This is a genomic window from Corynebacterium sp. HMSC074H12, assembly GCF_001813755.1.
Taxonomy (GTDB): Bacteria; Actinomycetota; Actinomycetes; order Mycobacteriales; family Mycobacteriaceae; genus Corynebacterium; species Corynebacterium hiratae.
Map to the genome: position 1 here is coordinate 131,692 of NZ_KV813927.1, position 14,856 is coordinate 146,547.

General features: G+C 62.4%; 12 protein-coding genes. 7 read left to right on the forward strand and 5 right to left on the reverse strand.

Translation table 11 applies throughout. The features are described from left to right. Window positions 1-4: 4 nt before the first annotated feature. On the forward strand, window positions 5-1,600 hold the full coding sequence (gene ffh, locus HMPREF2932_RS08450; RefSeq protein WP_049155367.1) for a signal recognition particle protein: 1,596 nt from the start codon (window positions 5-7) through the stop codon (window positions 1,598-1,600). 69 nt (window positions 1,601-1,669) lie between these two features. Here the strand turns inward: ffh and HMPREF2932_RS08455 are convergent, their stop codons facing one another. Next, window positions 1,670-3,922: an acyltransferase family protein gene (locus HMPREF2932_RS08455; protein WP_070682050.1), complete on the reverse strand. Its 2,253-nt coding sequence runs from the start codon at window positions 3,920-3,922 to the stop codon at window positions 1,670-1,672. 294 nt (window positions 3,923-4,216) lie between these two features. On the opposite strand from HMPREF2932_RS08455, the gene rpsP reads away from it, so the two are divergent. Further along, window positions 4,217-4,741 (forward strand): 30S ribosomal protein S16, encoded by a 525-nt coding sequence (gene rpsP, locus HMPREF2932_RS08460; RefSeq protein ID WP_046648030.1) that lies wholly within the window; start codon window positions 4,217-4,219, stop codon window positions 4,739-4,741. Between the two features lie 53 nt (window positions 4,742-4,794). Here rpsP and HMPREF2932_RS08465 read toward each other — a convergent pair whose 3' ends face one another. Further along, window positions 4,795-5,463, reverse strand: coding sequence for a TetR/AcrR family transcriptional regulator (locus tag HMPREF2932_RS08465; RefSeq protein WP_046648031.1), 669 nt, complete (start codon window positions 5,461-5,463; stop codon window positions 4,795-4,797). A 23-nt stretch (window positions 5,464-5,486) separates the two neighbouring features. Beyond that, window positions 5,487-5,885, reverse strand: coding sequence for a cupin domain-containing protein (locus tag HMPREF2932_RS08470; protein ID WP_070515676.1), 399 nt, complete (start codon window positions 5,883-5,885; stop codon window positions 5,487-5,489). A 33-nt stretch (window positions 5,886-5,918) separates the two neighbouring features. Between HMPREF2932_RS08470 and rimM the strand changes: the two genes are divergently transcribed. From rimM to HMPREF2932_RS08490, 4 genes are read left to right on the forward strand one after another with little or no spacing between them, the layout of a single operon-like run. Next, a complete protein-coding gene (gene rimM / locus HMPREF2932_RS08475) occupies window positions 5,919-6,419 on the forward strand; it encodes a ribosome maturation factor RimM (RefSeq protein WP_070512602.1) in 501 nt (166 codons plus the stop codon). Then, the gene (gene trmD, locus HMPREF2932_RS08480) at window positions 6,416-7,258 is read left to right on the forward strand and encodes a tRNA (guanosine(37)-N1)-methyltransferase TrmD (RefSeq protein WP_046648034.1); all 843 of its coding nucleotides are present in this window, start codon (window positions 6,416-6,418) and stop codon (window positions 7,256-7,258) included. Before rimM ends, trmD begins: the two co-directional genes overlap by 4 nt. Window positions 7,259-7,289: 31 nt before the next feature. Then, on the forward strand, window positions 7,290-7,628 hold the full coding sequence (locus HMPREF2932_RS08485) for a hypothetical protein (RefSeq protein ID WP_232751664.1): 339 nt from the start codon (window positions 7,290-7,292) through the stop codon (window positions 7,626-7,628). Between the two features lie 40 nt (window positions 7,629-7,668). Continuing rightward, the gene (locus tag HMPREF2932_RS08490) at window positions 7,669-9,972 is read left to right on the forward strand and encodes a Tex family protein (protein WP_070754164.1); all 2,304 of its coding nucleotides are present in this window, start codon (window positions 7,669-7,671) and stop codon (window positions 9,970-9,972) included. Between the two features lie 218 nt (window positions 9,973-10,190). On the opposite strand, the gene HMPREF2932_RS08495 is transcribed toward HMPREF2932_RS08490, so the two are convergent. After that, window positions 10,191-11,300, reverse strand: a complete 1,110-nt coding sequence (locus HMPREF2932_RS08495; protein ID WP_046648037.1) for an HNH endonuclease signature motif containing protein — start codon at window positions 11,298-11,300, stop codon at window positions 10,191-10,193. Window positions 11,301-11,620: 320 nt separating this feature from the next. Here HMPREF2932_RS08495 and HMPREF2932_RS08500 point away from each other — a divergent pair, with 320 nt between their 5' ends. Further along, on the forward strand, window positions 11,621-13,786 hold the full coding sequence (locus tag HMPREF2932_RS08500; RefSeq protein ID WP_071409986.1) for a YhgE/Pip domain-containing protein: 2,166 nt from the start codon (window positions 11,621-11,623) through the stop codon (window positions 13,784-13,786). On the opposite strand, the gene HMPREF2932_RS08505 is transcribed toward HMPREF2932_RS08500, so the two are convergent. After that, window positions 13,783-14,841, reverse strand: coding sequence for a ThiF family adenylyltransferase (locus tag HMPREF2932_RS08505; protein WP_071409987.1), 1,059 nt, complete (start codon window positions 14,839-14,841; stop codon window positions 13,783-13,785). The two genes, HMPREF2932_RS08500 and HMPREF2932_RS08505, sit on opposite strands and share 4 nt — an antisense overlap. Window positions 14,842-14,856 lie beyond the last annotated feature (15 nt).

A 14,856-nucleotide genomic window follows, 5' to 3' on the forward strand; every position in this document is an offset into this window, starting at 1 on the left:
CACCGTGTTTGAGTCTTTGTCTGACCGCTTGCAATCAGCCCTGTCCGGCCTGCGCGGCAAGGGCAAGCTGACCGAGGCGGACATCAACGCCACAGCGCGCGAAATCCGCCTTGCGTTGTTGGAGGCGGACGTCTCGCTCAACGTCGTACGCGGCTTTATCAAGCGCATCAAGGAGCGTGCGGCCGGTGCCGAGGTCTCCGAGGCCCTCAACCCGGCGCAGCAGGTAGTCAAAATCGTCAACGAGGAGCTCATCGAGATTCTCGGCGGCGAAACCCGCCGCCTCAACCTGGCCAAGAATCCACCGACGGTCATCATGCTCGCCGGCCTCCAGGGCGCTGGTAAGACCACCTTGGCGGGCAAGCTTTCCAAGCACCTTGCCTCCAAGGGACATACCCCGATGCTGGTGGCCTGTGACCTCCAGCGCCCGGGCGCGGTGCAGCAGCTCCAAATCGTCGGCGAGCGCGCCGGGGTCGACGTCTACGCGCCGGATCCTGGCACCTCCCTGGACTCCCACGAACATGAGATGGGTACCTCGCACGGGGATCCGGTGGACGTCGCCAAGCGCGGCATCGAAGAGGCTAAGCGTACGCAGCACGACATCGTCATCATCGATACCGCTGGTCGCCTCGGCATCGATGAGACCCTGATGACGCAGGCGCGCAACATCCGCGATGCCGTCAACCCGGACGAAGTGCTCTTCGTCATTGACTCCATGATCGGCCAAGACGCCGTGCAGACCGCTGAAGCTTTCCGCGATGGCGTGGACTTTACCGGTGTCGTCCTGACCAAGCTGGATGGTGATGCCCGCGGTGGTGCAGCCCTGTCCATCCGTGAGGTCACGGGTAAGCCCATCATGTTCGCCTCCACAGGTGAGAAGCTCGAGGACTTCGACGTCTTCCACCCGGAGCGCATGTCCTCGCGCATTCTGGGCATGGGTGACCTGCTGACACTTATTGAGCAGGCGGAATCCAAGCTGGATCAGTCTAAGGCGGAGGAAGCCGCCAAGAAGATGGGCTCCGGCGAGATGACGCTCAATGACTTCTTGGACATGATGCTCATGGTGCGCAACCTGGGGCCGATGGGCAACCTGCTCAAGATGATGCCCGGCGGCAACAAGATGAACCAGATCGCCGACATGGTCGACGAAAAGCAGCTTGACCGCATCCAGGCCATTATCCGCGGTATGACGCCGGAGGAGCGGGAAAACCCGAAGATTCTCAACGCTTCACGTCGTAAGCGCATTGCCCTCGGTTCTGGCGTGAGCGTGTCTGACGTCAACCAGCTCATCGAGCGCTTCACCGAAGCCAAGAAGATGATGTCGCAGATGGCCGGCCGTTTTGGTATGCCGGGCATGGGCGGTGGGCGTTCCGCTACCAAGAAGAAGCCGAAGGGCCGCAAGGGCAAGAACGGCAAGCGCAAGCCGCCGAAGCGTCGTGGTGGCGGCGGTATGCCGGGTGGCATGCCGTCGATGCAGGAGCTGCAAAAGATGCAGGAGCAAATGGGCGGCGGCATGCCCGGACTAGGCGATATAAAGATGCCGAAGGGCATGGAAAATATCGACCTCAGCAACCTGGACTTTGGGCAGGGCAAGAAGAAATAACCGAAGAAGAACATAGCCTTCTTCGGTGAGACAAGGGCCGGCGCTTTGTAGCGCCGGCCCTTCTGCGTACTAGATGGCTTCTCCTGTGGGGTAGGCCGGAAAGGGGATGGGCTCCGCGGGTGTGGCCGGAGGCGTCTCAGCGGACTGGGGGATCACGGGGCTATCGGCGGGAATCTGCGGGGGCTGCTGTTTGACCTGCTCGCCGTTGAGGATAGGCGCGATTGCTTCACGGATGAGCGGGATGGCAGAGTCGGCGAAGGCCTTGGTGAAGTGGTGCATATCGCGATAGACCATAATATTGCCGATGATGACCGGGCAATCGCCGTCGGCGTTGCAGAACCACTTCGAGGTGTCCACGGCGAGCATGTTGTCGTACTGCGAGAGGACTTCAGCGCCGGGGTCATAGGGCGCGTAGACCTCCTCGAAACGCATGCCACACCCGAGGGAATCCTTGGTGGCCACGTAGCACTCATCAAACTGGCGGCCATTGCCGTGTTCATCGAAGCCCCACGGGTTGTCGCGGAAGCCTACAAAGGGGATATCGTGCTTGGCCAGCTCGTCCCAGAAGGCTATGTAGCCTGGTGGGACAGCATCGGGGCCGTGGCCGAACGGCTGTCCTGGCCGCGTGGAATTGGACACAACCAACGCTGGGTCCGCGTCGATGATGCGCTTGACCACTTCCTTGCTCCATTCGGCGCAAGAGGGCTTCACACTCAGTTCATCGCCCAACTCGATGGGGCAACCCACGCGGGTAAGCGGGACGAGCTTAAAGCCCATCTCGCGGCCCAAGTAATCCAGCGCCGAGGAGAACTGCTCCGCATGCGAGCCACCAACCAAGTAGACCTCGACGTCGGAATCAACGTCACCAAAGATGCACGGCGTCACGCCGTCTTTCTGCGTCTCGATGAAGTAGTCCGTTGGTTCCTGCTCCGGAATGAAGCACCAATTATCAGCGACCGGCGGCTGGATGCCGCGCGCGAGAATCGGGTCAGGCTTGATCTCTACGTTCTCAGGCGGCGTGATGTTCTCAACGAAGGTCGTGGCTCCCGGGTAGAGCCTCGGATCTAGGATTTCGCGGTTGGCCTCCTGCAGGCTACGCAGCCACAGCGGCTGAACGGCCACGAGAGCAATGGTGCAGGCAGCAACGACGACGCCACCGACCCCGCGGAGAGCGCCGGTGCGGGTGCGGAGGTCGGCGAGGCCGCGGTGGACGGGGAGGTCGTCGGCAAGCGGGCGTTTGCGGTGTTGGCGCAGGGGCTTCTCGACGAAACGATGCGTCACGTCCGCCAAGCCCAGCGACACCACGATAATGATGGCACCGAGCCACCACGGAGGGGTTTCCAGGCCGAGGGCGGCGATGGAAATGATGAGCAGAGGCCAGTGCCACAGATAGAGCGGGTAGGCGATATCACCGAGCCAACGAGAAACCCGGGTGGTGAGCACCCGCGAGAAAGACCCGCCGGAACCGATAATGATGAGCACCGCGCCGCCGATCGGCAACAGGGACAGCGGCCCAGGGAATGCCAAGGTATCGGAGATAACCAGACCGGTGCAGGCGAGCGCGGCCAGACCGACGGCGGTGGCGAGGTTGGACAAGTGTTGCGGCATGCGCAGGTGCGAACCATAGATGACGAGCACCGCGCCCAAAGTCAGCTCCCACGCGCGCGACCATGTGGAGTAGTAGTTCTCCGGGGTGCCAAAGAGCCCGTCGCGGGATGCATAGGCAAAAGAAGCGACGGTAACTACGAGGAGAATCGGGCCAGCGATGGAATTAATGGAAGAGAAGCGCTGTTCTCGCAGGCCCGTGTTCTTGGGGCGCAGGCGCATGAAAGCGGCCAGGCCGAGAGCGAAGAAGATGCCCAGCAGGTAGAACTGGCCCTGGACCGCCATGGACCACATGTGTTGCAGTGGTGATGTGCTTGCGGAGGCAGCGGCGTAGTCAGCGTTCTGCCGCGCTAATTCCCAGTTCTGGTAGTAGAAGACCGTCGCAGTGATCTGCTTGGTGAGCTCCGTGTTCATGAGCTTCGGAGCGAAAAGCCGGACGAGTAGATAGCTCACGCCGATGACGAGCACGAGGGAAGGAACAAGCCGGCGGAGCGTGCGCCAGATAGGCCACCACGGGTTCAGGGAGGCATTCGGCCGCGCAGCATAGCGCAGCTGCGAGCCCAAGAAGAAGTACCCGGAAAGCAGGAGGAAGACATCGACGCCACCTGAGACACGACCAACGAAGACGTGGTACAGAACAACCAAGGCGATCGCGATGCCGCGGAGGCCGTCAAGGTCGTAACGGTAGCGGAATGTGGAGGGTGCTTGTTTATTCATAAAAGGAGGATTGTGTGGCGGCGAAATAACCGCATTACAGACTACCCCTTTCACGGGGTAAGGCCTAACTATGCAAGAGCTAAAGGGAATTTCCTATCTCGTGTGGGTTCCGCTAAAGTTGTTGAGGTTGTTCACGCACCGCGTGGAGGACACGTAAAACTTCATCTCTGCGTAACGCCGGTACCGCCTACGGACGGCCGGCACGTCACGCGCAGGATAAATCCAAGGGTTGAACCGGCGCGCCAGAAAGCGGCGCGTGTCTGAACTGCCCGGTGACTAGAAAAGGAGCCAATCATGGCCGTCAAGATCAAGCTGCAGCGTATGGGTAAGATCCGCAACGCTGAGTACCGCGTCATCGTCGCTGATGCACGCACCCGCCGCTCCGGCAAGGCTATCGAGAACATCGGTATCTACCAGCCGAAGCAGGAGCCGTCCCTGATCCAGATCGATTCCGAGCGCGCTCAGTACTGGCTGGGTGTCGGCGCACAGCCGACCGAGCCGGTTCTCGCACTGCTCAAGGTGACCGGTGACTGGCAGAAGTTCAAGGGTCTGCCGGGCGCAGAGGGCACCTTGAAGGTTGCTGAGCCGAAGCCGTCCAAGCTGGATCTCTTCAACGCTGCTCTGGCTGAGGCCAACAACGGCCCGACCATCGAGGCCATCACCGAGAAGAAGCGCAAGGCCAAGGAAGAGGCTGAGGCTAAGGCTGCCGCCGAGAAGGCTGCTGAGGAAGCCGCTGCCGCTGAGGCTGCTAAGGCTGAGGAAGAGGCCGCTAAGGCTGAAGAGGCCGACTCCGCTGAGGCTGAGGAGTCCGCAGAGTAATTTCTGCACTCCAAACGTAATATCCCCGCTGACCAGTAGGTCGCGGGGATTATCTAGTTTTTCGGCCGTGGGAGGCGGACCTCCAGAGGGTTTTCGAAGTCCAAGCCGCGGACAGCGGAGGCAATAACTGACTGCGCCATAGCTTCCACCTTTTCCTCCGGTAGCGATCCCAAATGGCCGCTGAGGCACAAGACTGTGAAACCGTGCACCGTTGACCAGCCGGCCAGGCAATTCTGCATCATGTGCTGCCTCTTGGGTTGCTGGCCGATGGATCGCGCGTACTGCTCCATGTAGCCGTAGAAATTGAACATTGCCTGCACGCGTGGATCTTCGCCGGGCCCCTCAGCCGCGGCTACGAGCCCGGCCGGAATATCAAAGCTGCTCGCGGCCATCATGCACATAAAGAAGTGCGGCTCTTCCAAGGCGTGGTGGAAGTAGGTGAAACCGGCCGCCATCATCTTGTCAATGATGGTGCCCTCCGTCGTTTCGAAGGTATCGCTGAGCTTGTTGATGAGTTCGTAGGTGGCGACGGCCCCGACGGCGTCGAGAAGCGCAGCTTGGTCCTTGAAGTGACGGTAGGCGGCGGTGGGGGAGACGCCCACCGCGCGCGTTGCGGCGCGAATCGTCACAGCCTCCGGTCCGCCCTCCCGGCCGAGCTTAATGGCCTCCCGGAGGATCTCTTCATGCAAATTTCCATGGTGATACGGCTTCGAACTACTCACGATCTTAGAATCGTACTAAAAGTCTAGACATTCGCGCCAGTGTTCGGTGTCAACATGGTGAGCAGCATGAGTGCAGGTTCCTCGCTACATGTCACCGCATGCGGCACGTACGCCGGAAGGTGCACTATGCGTCCGGGAGCGAGCACCTCATCTTGTTCCCCGCAACTAAAAATCACCGATCCCTGGAGCACCTGGACGGTGATGGGGTGCGCGGCCTTGTGATCAGGTAGGTCTTGTCCAGGCAGGAAGGAGAAGAGGATGAGGTTTGCGCCGTCGGCACTGAGGACCCTCTTAACGGCTGGTCTGGGGCGTGTGGGGTTCGGCTCGGGGGCCTCATCGAGCAGATTCAGCGTTGTGAGGGCGGCACTGTTGTGGGAGGCGTCGCCAAAGGTGGTTGCATCATTGATGGGAAGCTCAGTCATGCCGCCCCAGCGTAGCCCGTTAAGCTAGCAGGCATGGAACTACTCATTGGTCGCGTGGTGAAATCCCACGGCATTAAAGGCGAGGTCTCCGTCGAGGTGACCACCGATTCCCCGGAGACCCGATTCGCCGTCGGCGAGGTTCTCCACGGCACACAAGGCAAGAAGGAACACGAACTCACCATCGCGGCGGTGCGCGCCCACAAGGGGCGCCTGCTCATCACCTTTAAGGAAATCCCGGATCGCACGGCCGCGGACTCGCTGCGTGGCACCCAGTTCTTCGCCGAGCCTCTCGAAGACCCAGAGGATGACGGCTTCTATGACCACGAGTTGGAAGGCTTGCGCGTCCTCCTCGATGGCATAGAGGTGGGCGAGGTGACCGGCGTGACCCACGGCCCCACGCAGTCCCTCCTGGAAGTCACGCTCACCGATGGCAAAGAAGCGCTCGTCCCCTTTGTGGAGGAGATCGTGCCGGAGGTCGATCTGGAGGAAGGAACCTGCACGATTACTCCACCGGAAGGGCTGCTCGACCTATGAGAATCGACGTTGTCACCATCTTTCCGGAGTATCTCGACCCGCTGCGCCACGCATTGCTGGGCAAGGCCATCGAGCAGGGGAAGCTCGCGGTGGGCGTGCATGACCTGCGCCAGTGGGCCACCGACGTGCATAAATCCGTCGATGATTCCCCCTATGGCGGTGGTCCCGGCATGGTGATGAAGCCTGAGGTGTGGGGGCCCGCGCTTGACGACGTCTCCTCCGGCACCGCCTCCACCCAGGACCTCCAGAGCGCTCTGCCGCACCTGAGCAAGCCGCGCCACGACGATATCCATGGCGTTGAGGCGCGCGCCTATGGCGAGAGCGAGAATTCGGATAAGCCGTTGCTTATCGTGCCGACTCCTGTGGGAGAGCCTTTTACGCAAGCCGATGCGCAAGCGTGGTCTGCGGAGGAGCACATTGTCTTTGCGTGCGGGCGCTACGAGGGCATCGACCAGCGCGTCGTCGACGATGCGCAGCACCGTTACCGCGTACGCGAGGTCTCCATCGGCGACTACGTGCTCATCGGCGGCGAGGTAGCTGTGCTCGTCATCGCCGAGGCCGTCGTGCGCCTTATCCCCGGCGTGTTGGGGAACCGACGCTCGCACGAAGAAGATTCCTTCTCCGATGGCCTGCTGGAGGGGCCCAGCTACACCAAGCCGCGCGAGTGGCGCGGCCTCAAGGTTCCGGACGTGCTGACCTCCGGTGACCACGCCCGTGTGGACCGGTGGCGCCGCGAGCAGTCGCTGGCGCGAACATGGCAGCGCCGCCCAGAGCTGCTCGATGCAGCGGAGTTAAGTGAGGCCGATCGCGCCTACCTGGAAACCTTAAAGGAGGATTGAGATGGACGTCAGCACTGACTTGTCAATACTTATGACTGAGGCTGAATGGAACAAGGTCCTCAAGGCCATGCCGCAGCGCCTGCGCGAAGGAGGCGTCGAACCGCTCGACATCAACGCAGAGATCATCTCCTTTACCTGCGAGCCCGACAATATCTTGGTCAACGAGTACATGGATAAACACGGCCAGCCGCCGGTGAGTGAGCACGTGTGGAGGGTCATCGTCAACGGCACCTCTGACCTGCCGCTGACCAAGGTCACCGCCGCCGTCGCGGAGTGCTTGCCGCCGCATACTCTCTGGTACGGAACCTCAGAGATTGGTCACACCGAGTTTGGCCTGGGCACTTCCTGCGCGTGGCAGGGCGGGGTATAGGGTGAGAAGGTCTTAAGTCCCCGACCCATAAAGAGGTTTTGTGAATATCGCAGCCACCATTGCTGGAGAGCTGGGCGTCAAAGAGCAGTTTGTCGAAGCCGCCCTCAAGCTCATGGCGGAGGGTAACACCGTTCCGTTCATCGCCCGATACCGCAAGGAAGCCACCGGCGGGCTGGATGACTCGCAGCTGCGTATCATCGAGGAACGCTCGACCTACCTGCGGGAACTGGAGGAGCGCAAGGAAACGGTGCTCGCCGCGATTGAGGAGCAGGGCAAGCTGACCGATGAGCTGCGCGCGCTCATCCAGGGCTGCGAAACCAAGGCGCGCCTAGAGGATCTGTACCTGCCGTATAAGAAGCGCCGCAAAACCAAGGCGGATATCGCGCGTGAGGCAGGCTTGGAGCCGCTGACCGATAAGCTTATCGAGAACCCTTCGGCGGACCCGGCCGAGCTGGCAGGGGAGTACCTCACCGAAGGTTTCGAGGAAACGAAGAAGGCCCTCGATGGTGCTCGCGCCATCTTGGTGGACCGTTTTGCGCTGGACGCGGATCTCGTCGGCGAGGTGCGCGAGCGCATGTACACCAGCGGTTCCATGAACGCCGGTGTGGTGGAAGGCAAGGAAGCCGAAGGCGCAAAGTTCAAAGATTACTTCGAGTTCTCTGAACCCTTCGAGAAGCTTCCCTCGCACCGCATCTTGGCGCTGCTGCGCGGCGAGAACGAAGGCGTGCTGCAGCTCAACCTCGATGCCGGCGATGACGCCATCTACGAGGGCATGATCGCAGATCGCTTCGACCTAGACGTTGACACCTCCCGCTGGCTTGCCGACGCCGTCCACTGGGGCTGGCGCACCAAACTCTCCATCTCCTCGGGCCTCGACGTGCGCATGCGTCTCAAAGAGAAGGCGGAGGAAGGCGCGCTCAAGGTTTTCGCGACCAACCTGCGCGATGTTCTGCTGGCGGCCCCGGCGGGCCAGCGCGCGACGCTGGGCTTGGACCCGGGATACCGCAACGGCGTCAAGTGTGCGGTCGTCGACCCGACGGGCAAGGTCCTAGCCACCACCATCGTCTACCCGCACCAGCCGCAGCAGAAGTGGGCTGAGGCGGTGAGGGAGTTGGCGTCGTTAAGCGCGGCTCATTCGGTGGACCTCATGGCGATTGGTAATGGCACCGCTTCGCGTGAGACGGAGAAGCTTGCCGGTGAAGTCGCGGACCTCATCGCGCAGGCGGGTGGGAAGCGGCCGAGCCCGGTCGTGGTGTCGGAGGCGGGCGCGTCGGTGTATTCGGCTTCGCAGCTGGCGGCCGATGAATTCCCCGACATGGACGTCTCCCTGCGTGGTGCGGTATCCATCGCGCGCCGCCTGCAGGACCCGCTGGCGGAGCTGGTGAAGATTGACCCGAAGGCCATTGGTGTGGGGCAGTACCAACATGACGTCAACCAGGTCGCACTCGCGCGCACGCTCGATGGCGTGGTGGAAGACGCGGTGAATGGCGTCGGCGTGGACCTGAATACGGCGTCGGCTCCGCTGCTGGAGCGCGTGGCTGGCGTGAACTCCACGATTGCGGCCAACATCGTGGCCTACCGCGATGAGAATGGCACGTTTGCCTCGCGCAAGGAGCTGAAGAAGGTGCCGCGCTTGGGGCCGAAGGCTTTCGAGCAGGCGGCGGGCTTCCTGCGCATCAATGGCGGTAAGGATCCGCTCGATGCCTCGGCCGTGCACCCGGAGGCCTACCCGGTGGTGGCGCGCATCGCGGAGAAGACTGGTCTGGGGGTCTCGGAGCTCATCGGCAATTCGCGGGTGTTGACGAAGCTGTCGCCGGCGGACTTCGCCGACGACACCTTCGGTGTGCCGACGGTGACGGATATCATCGCGGAGCTGGACAAGCCGGGCCGCGACCCGCGCCCGGAGTTTAAGACCGCGACGTTCAAGGAGGGCGTGGATAAGGTCTCGGACTTGAAACCGGGCATGATTCTGGAGGGCACCGTGACCAACGTTGCGGCCTTCGGTGCGTTCATCGACGTTGGCGTGCACCAAGACGGGCTTGTGCATGTGTCCGCGATGAGCCACAAGTTCGTCTCCGACCCGCACGATGTGGTCCGCTCGGGCCAGGTAGTGAAGGTGAAGGTCATGGAGGTAGACGTGGAGCGCCAGCGCATTGGTTTGTCGCTGCGGCTTGACGACGAACCCGGCCAGCCCGCGCCTAAGCGCCGCAACGACGGTGGGCGTTCCGAGGGGCGCGGCGGCCGCTCCGACCGGCGCAACTCCCGCCGCGACGGTGGGCGTGGCCGCGTGGACCGCGGCGGCGGTGGCTCAATGGCCGACGCTCTCAAGAAGGCCGGCTTCTAACCGTTCAAACGGTCGGAGCTTTGTGTGTTCTCGCCCCAGCGGCGGCTTTAGAGTCCGTCTCCTGAGAATCCGAGATCGTTCAGTGCAGACGGCGGGATGAGACTTAGCTGAGGGATCGCCGAAGGCGCGGAAAGCCTCGCGGTTTTGCGGGGCCTCCGCGTGGAGTAGGCACCATGCTGGGGATGAGCTGCTTTGGCGGCACGGTGCTGGGGTGCGAGCTATCCGGGCGGTGGGCTACCGTTTGGTGGATCCGGCGGTCGGGCGTGGGTTTTGTCGGCGGCGAGCCGTTTGACCGCTTCTTGGTAGGCGGGCTGCCCGGTAATCGGCGTTCCCCAGGGCGGGATGTAGTCAACGGGCCCTTTTAGACGAAAGACATAGCCTCTGCCGGTCGGGCTGGTGGGGTCATCGTCGTTGATGCCGTTGTGGTAGGCGCACAGCATGGTCAGGTTGGGCGGGTTGGTCTCCCCGCCTGCCTGCCAGGGAATGATGTGGTGGACTTGGCAGTAGTCCGCCGGTTTATTGCAGTCCTCGATAGCGCAGGTGGGGTGTTCGGCGCTGGCCATGATGCGCTGCTCGAGGCTGGCAAAGCGCGAAAGTCGGTGCAACCACACCGGCCCGATGGTGGGGTGGACCAATGTGGCGTAGCCAGTTTCGGCGAACTTGTAGGTGAGAAACTCTGCGCCACTCATGCGCCCGCCGTTGGTGAGCTCGAGTTCGATGTCGTCGCCGTCATGGCGGACGACTTTGTCGAGCTCGTCGAGCGTTATCACGACGTTGGTTCCCACCGCCGGCCGCGAGCCCACGCCTTCTTTGAAGAAAACCTGGTGGGTGGCGTCCAGGAGGTCGGCGGGGTTGATGGACTCGAGTGTGCTGCGAATGGTGGATATGTTCAGAGCGGTATCGGTAACCGTGAGCGAGTGCGGGCCATTCTTGCGGTAGGTCAGCCGCACCCCTGGTGAAGGCACGCGTTTGGGCCTGAGCTCCTTCAAGCGCTCCACCGCCACTGAAGCAACCCGTTCTGAAGGCGTGGATGCCAGCGCGACGCGCAAATTCCAGACATCGAGCTGTTTCTTCAACTTGGCGGTGTAGGACTCAATCAGGTTCAACGTGGCCAGGTCGTGGCCCTGGCGTTGGGCCGCCTGACGCGCTGCGCGCTGCTTTCCGGTGAAGCGGGTATCGCCGAAATAAATGGCATGAAGCGACGCCAGCTCCGCGGCATCACCGGCCGAGGCGCCGAGCGCACGTAAGCCTTCGGGTGTGCTGGTTGCTGCTTCCACCAACGCAATCCCCGAATTGCGAAGGCGGATGTAGGTTTCGATATCCCCCATGGGCACAGAGACTAAAACAGGCCTTAATGCCTCGCAACCGGAGGAGAAAACGCCCTGTTCATGTGCCTCATAACTTGGATCTCACGCGGGAATGGCCAGCACCCACACGGCCAAACGCAGCCCCGAGCTCGTAATCCACGCGAAAAAACTGGACGGGGCGCAATGGCACGAATGATAATAAGTTTATGTCGTCAACTCCTCCAGTGGTATGTTTGGTGAAACAAACGATCTAGCGGTCTCGCTCATGCTCGCTCTTTCGTCGAATATGCCTGGACAGAGGGTTAGAAGCGGACCTGAGCTATCACTATAAGGAGGCGGGAATGAGCCGTGAGACTGAAGAAGACCGGAAGAATGGTTCTTCGCCTGGTCGGGCGAATGAGGGGAGTGCTGCGACCCGCGACAGCGAAGCCATGGGCTGGCACCGCGTCCTGGATTGGCGCCCCACGAGTACCGTGTCGCGCGTGCTCATCGTTTTTCTTCTCGTTGCACCGCTGATCGTCGCCGGCACCATGATGTGGGCCATGTGGGACCCGTCAAAGTACATGCGCAACATTGACCTGGCGGTGGTGAATGAGGATGCGGGCGTCGAGAAGCAGGGCAAATACACCAATTACGGTGATCAGGTCGTCGAAGGCCTGTTGGAGACGGGGTACCTGAACTTCGCCGAGGTCAGCAAAGACGATGGGGACGAGGGGTTGCTCAAGGGCAAGTACCTCATGGTGGTGACCATCCCGGAGAACTTTTCCGAGCAGGCCGTCACCATCATCAGCGATAAACCAGTCAAACCGGAGATTCATTTCGCCACCAATGATTATTACGGCACGAATGGCTCGGTGATTTCCTCCAGCCTCATCCCGCAGGTCCAGACCAGCGTGGAAAATGCGATTTCCAAGAAATACGCCGACCAGGTCATCGAAGGTCTCAACAAACTCAGCGACGGCCTAGGCACCGCGGCGGAGGGCGCCGGCCGTCTCGATGAGGGTGCGGGCAAATTGCAGGAAGGCGGCGGGCGTGCGGTCGAGGGAATCGCCAAGCTGGACGCCGGCGCGGGCGATCTCAACAACGGCACGGGCCAGCTGCTGGACGGCACGAACCGCCTGAATGACGGAGTAGGACGCCTCAGCGATGGCGCCGCGCAGCTCGATGATGGCGCCGCCCAGCTTGCCGACGGCTCCGACAAGCTCCTTGCCGGCACCGGCCGCCTGGCGGATGGCGCGGGTCAGATCGACGGCGGTGTTAACCAGCTCACGGGCATGCTCATCCCGGTGCTCAAGCAGGCGCAGGCCGTGGCCCCGGCACTCCTGCAGCTTGTCGACGTCCTCCGCGGCCTCGGCATGCACCAACAAGCTGAGCAGCTTTATTCACTGGTCTCCAAGCTGGACCCGGCCGCCAGCGGCAACATGGTGGCGCAGTTGGAGAAGCTTTCTGCCGGCACCGGCCAGCTCTACTACAACCTGGCCGATCCCAATTCGGAGTACCTGGGCGGCATGATGGCTCTTAATGACGGTGCGCACCGCTTGTCCGATGGTTCCCAGCAGCTGCGCGCGGGTGTTGGCGAACTGAGCGACGGTGCCGCCCAGCTGCAGGACGGTGCTTCCCGCTTGCACGAGGGCACCGGCACGTTGAAGGATGGCACGAGCCAGCTCGCCGCCGGTGGCACGGAGTTGAAGGATGGCATGGACCAGCTCAAGGCGGGATCCAACGAATTGGCCACCAAGCTTGCCGACGGCGCCGCCAAGGCCCCCTCCATTACCCAGCCGGATACGTCTGCGCAGAACATGGCCGTGCCCATCAACTTCACCTCCTCCAACCTTCACCCAGTGCAGACGGTGGTCGACCCGGTCGATCCGACCCAGAAGAACATCACCGGTGGTGTATCGATGCTCTTCGTGCTCGTCTTCGGCTTCCTCGTCATGCTGCTGGTTGCCATGACACTGCCTTATTATCTGGGGCGCCGGGGCGAGTCGGCCACAAGCCCGGTGCGCGGTATCCTCGCAGCCTTTGGAGTCGTGGCGGGCTTGAATTTCCTCGTCCTAGCCTTCATGGCCTTCATGTCCTCCATGATGGGATGGTCACCGGCGAGCTGGCCGATGATGCTGCTAGTTATCGCCGCCATCGCCGCCGTGGGGGCGGCGACCTACCAGTTCTTCCTGGTCACCTTTGGACGCAAGATCGGCGCCATCTTCGCCGTAGGTGCGTTCGCTCTGGGCATCATGGTCTTCGGCGGTGTATGGCCGGTGGCGGCGATTCCGCGCCCGTTGAGCATGTTGCATCCTTTCCATCCGATGTCCTATGCGAAGAATGCCTTTACTCGCGCCACCGACGGCATCCACGACGGAACTTTCTGGGCCGGTATTGCAGTGTTGTTTATTGTGACTGCCCTCGCACTGGTGGCTTCCTGCGTGGTCTTCCGGGCTCGCCACCATGGCACCGCCCGAATTGTGGACGAGCACCTCTTCCGCGCTCCGGCGGTGGTCGACGCCTAGTAATCGCGAGACGCGAGCCCACCCGGAAGGTTACGCAGCTCGATGCCCATATCCGCTGCCAGATCGGCGTAGCGTAGGACGAAGCCAGCGCTGCGCCCACCGGAGGGGCAGGCAACGTAGACCAGTTCGGAAGAGCACGAAGCGAGCGCACGGCGCACGGCATCATCATCGGTGACGGTATGCCAGGGCAGTGACACCGTGGCATCAGGAAAGCCGGTGTTCTCGGAGATATCGAGGAGGGCGGCGTGGCCGTCGCGAAGCTCAGGCGGAAAGCTGCGCTCTCCGGGCAAGGTGCTGACCAGCGGGCGCGCAGGATCCGGGCCGACTGTGAGCGTGCGGAAACTACCGGGCAGCGCCTCATAGGACGTAACACGGCCACGCAGCTCCTCATGGTGCGGAAGCTTCCCCAACCAGCCCAGCGTCGCGGTGGCCATGAGCCCCGCGATGACGGACGTCGTAGCACCCAGGACCCCAGCCGTGGAGCACTCGAGCGCCTCGCCCTCCGGCGGGGCGGGGAAGAGATCACGCAAGCCCACCCCGCGCCCGTCAGCGCAGTCCTTACCGGAATGCCACAGCGCGGCCTGCCCGCCGTAGCGCAGCACGGTTCCCCAAGCCAGCGGGGTAGAGGTGAGCTCGCAGGCGTCTGCGACGAGGTACTTCGTGTCGAAGGTATCTGAGCCATCGAGGACGAGGTCGGCCTCGGCGCAGAGGTCAAGAACAGTAGAGGAAGTCAGCCGCGCGTTGAGCGCGGTGATTTGCAGCTCGGGGGCAAGCTCGCGGGCGCGCGCGGCGGCTACCTCGGCCTTGGGCTTGCCGACGTCCCCCGCACCAAACAGCACCTGCCTGTGCAGGTTGCTGATATCGACGGTATCGGAATCGATGAGCGTGATGCGCCCGATGCCTGCCGCCGCGAGCTGCTGGAGAGCCGGGCAGCCCAGCCCGCCGGCGCCCACGACGAGCACGTGCGCGGCATTGAGACGCTCCTGGGCCGCATCGCCGAAGCCGGGCAGGAGGCGTTGGCGCGCGGTCCGGGCGCGTTCGGTTTTGCTGAGCATGATGTCTGTCCTTTT

Bases quoted from the DNA above. Each gene is read 5' to 3' on its own strand.
- HMPREF2932_RS08455 (WP_070682050.1), bottom strand. From the start codon at position 3,922: ATGAATAAACAAGCACCCTCCACATTCCGCTACCGTTACGACCTTGAC.
- rpsP (WP_046648030.1), top strand. From the start codon at position 4,217: ATGGCCGTCAAGATCAAGCTGCAGCGTATGGGTAAGATCCGCAACGCT.
- HMPREF2932_RS08470 (WP_070515676.1), bottom strand. From the start codon at position 5,885: ATGACTGAGCTTCCCATCAATGATGCAACCACCTTTGGCGACGCCTCC.
- rimM (WP_070512602.1), top strand. From the start codon at position 5,919: ATGGAACTACTCATTGGTCGCGTGGTGAAATCCCACGGCATTAAAGGC.
- trmD (WP_046648034.1), top strand. From the start codon at position 6,416: ATGAGAATCGACGTTGTCACCATCTTTCCGGAGTATCTCGACCCGCTG.
- HMPREF2932_RS08485 (WP_232751664.1), top strand. From the start codon at position 7,290: ATGACTGAGGCTGAATGGAACAAGGTCCTCAAGGCCATGCCGCAGCGC.
- HMPREF2932_RS08495 (WP_046648037.1), bottom strand. From the start codon at position 11,300: ATGGGGGATATCGAAACCTACATCCGCCTTCGCAATTCGGGGATTGCG.
- HMPREF2932_RS08500 (WP_071409986.1), top strand. From the start codon at position 11,621: ATGAGCCGTGAGACTGAAGAAGACCGGAAGAATGGTTCTTCGCCTGGT.
- HMPREF2932_RS08505 (WP_071409987.1), bottom strand. From the start codon at position 14,841: ATGCTCAGCAAAACCGAACGCGCCCGGACCGCGCGCCAACGCCTCCTG.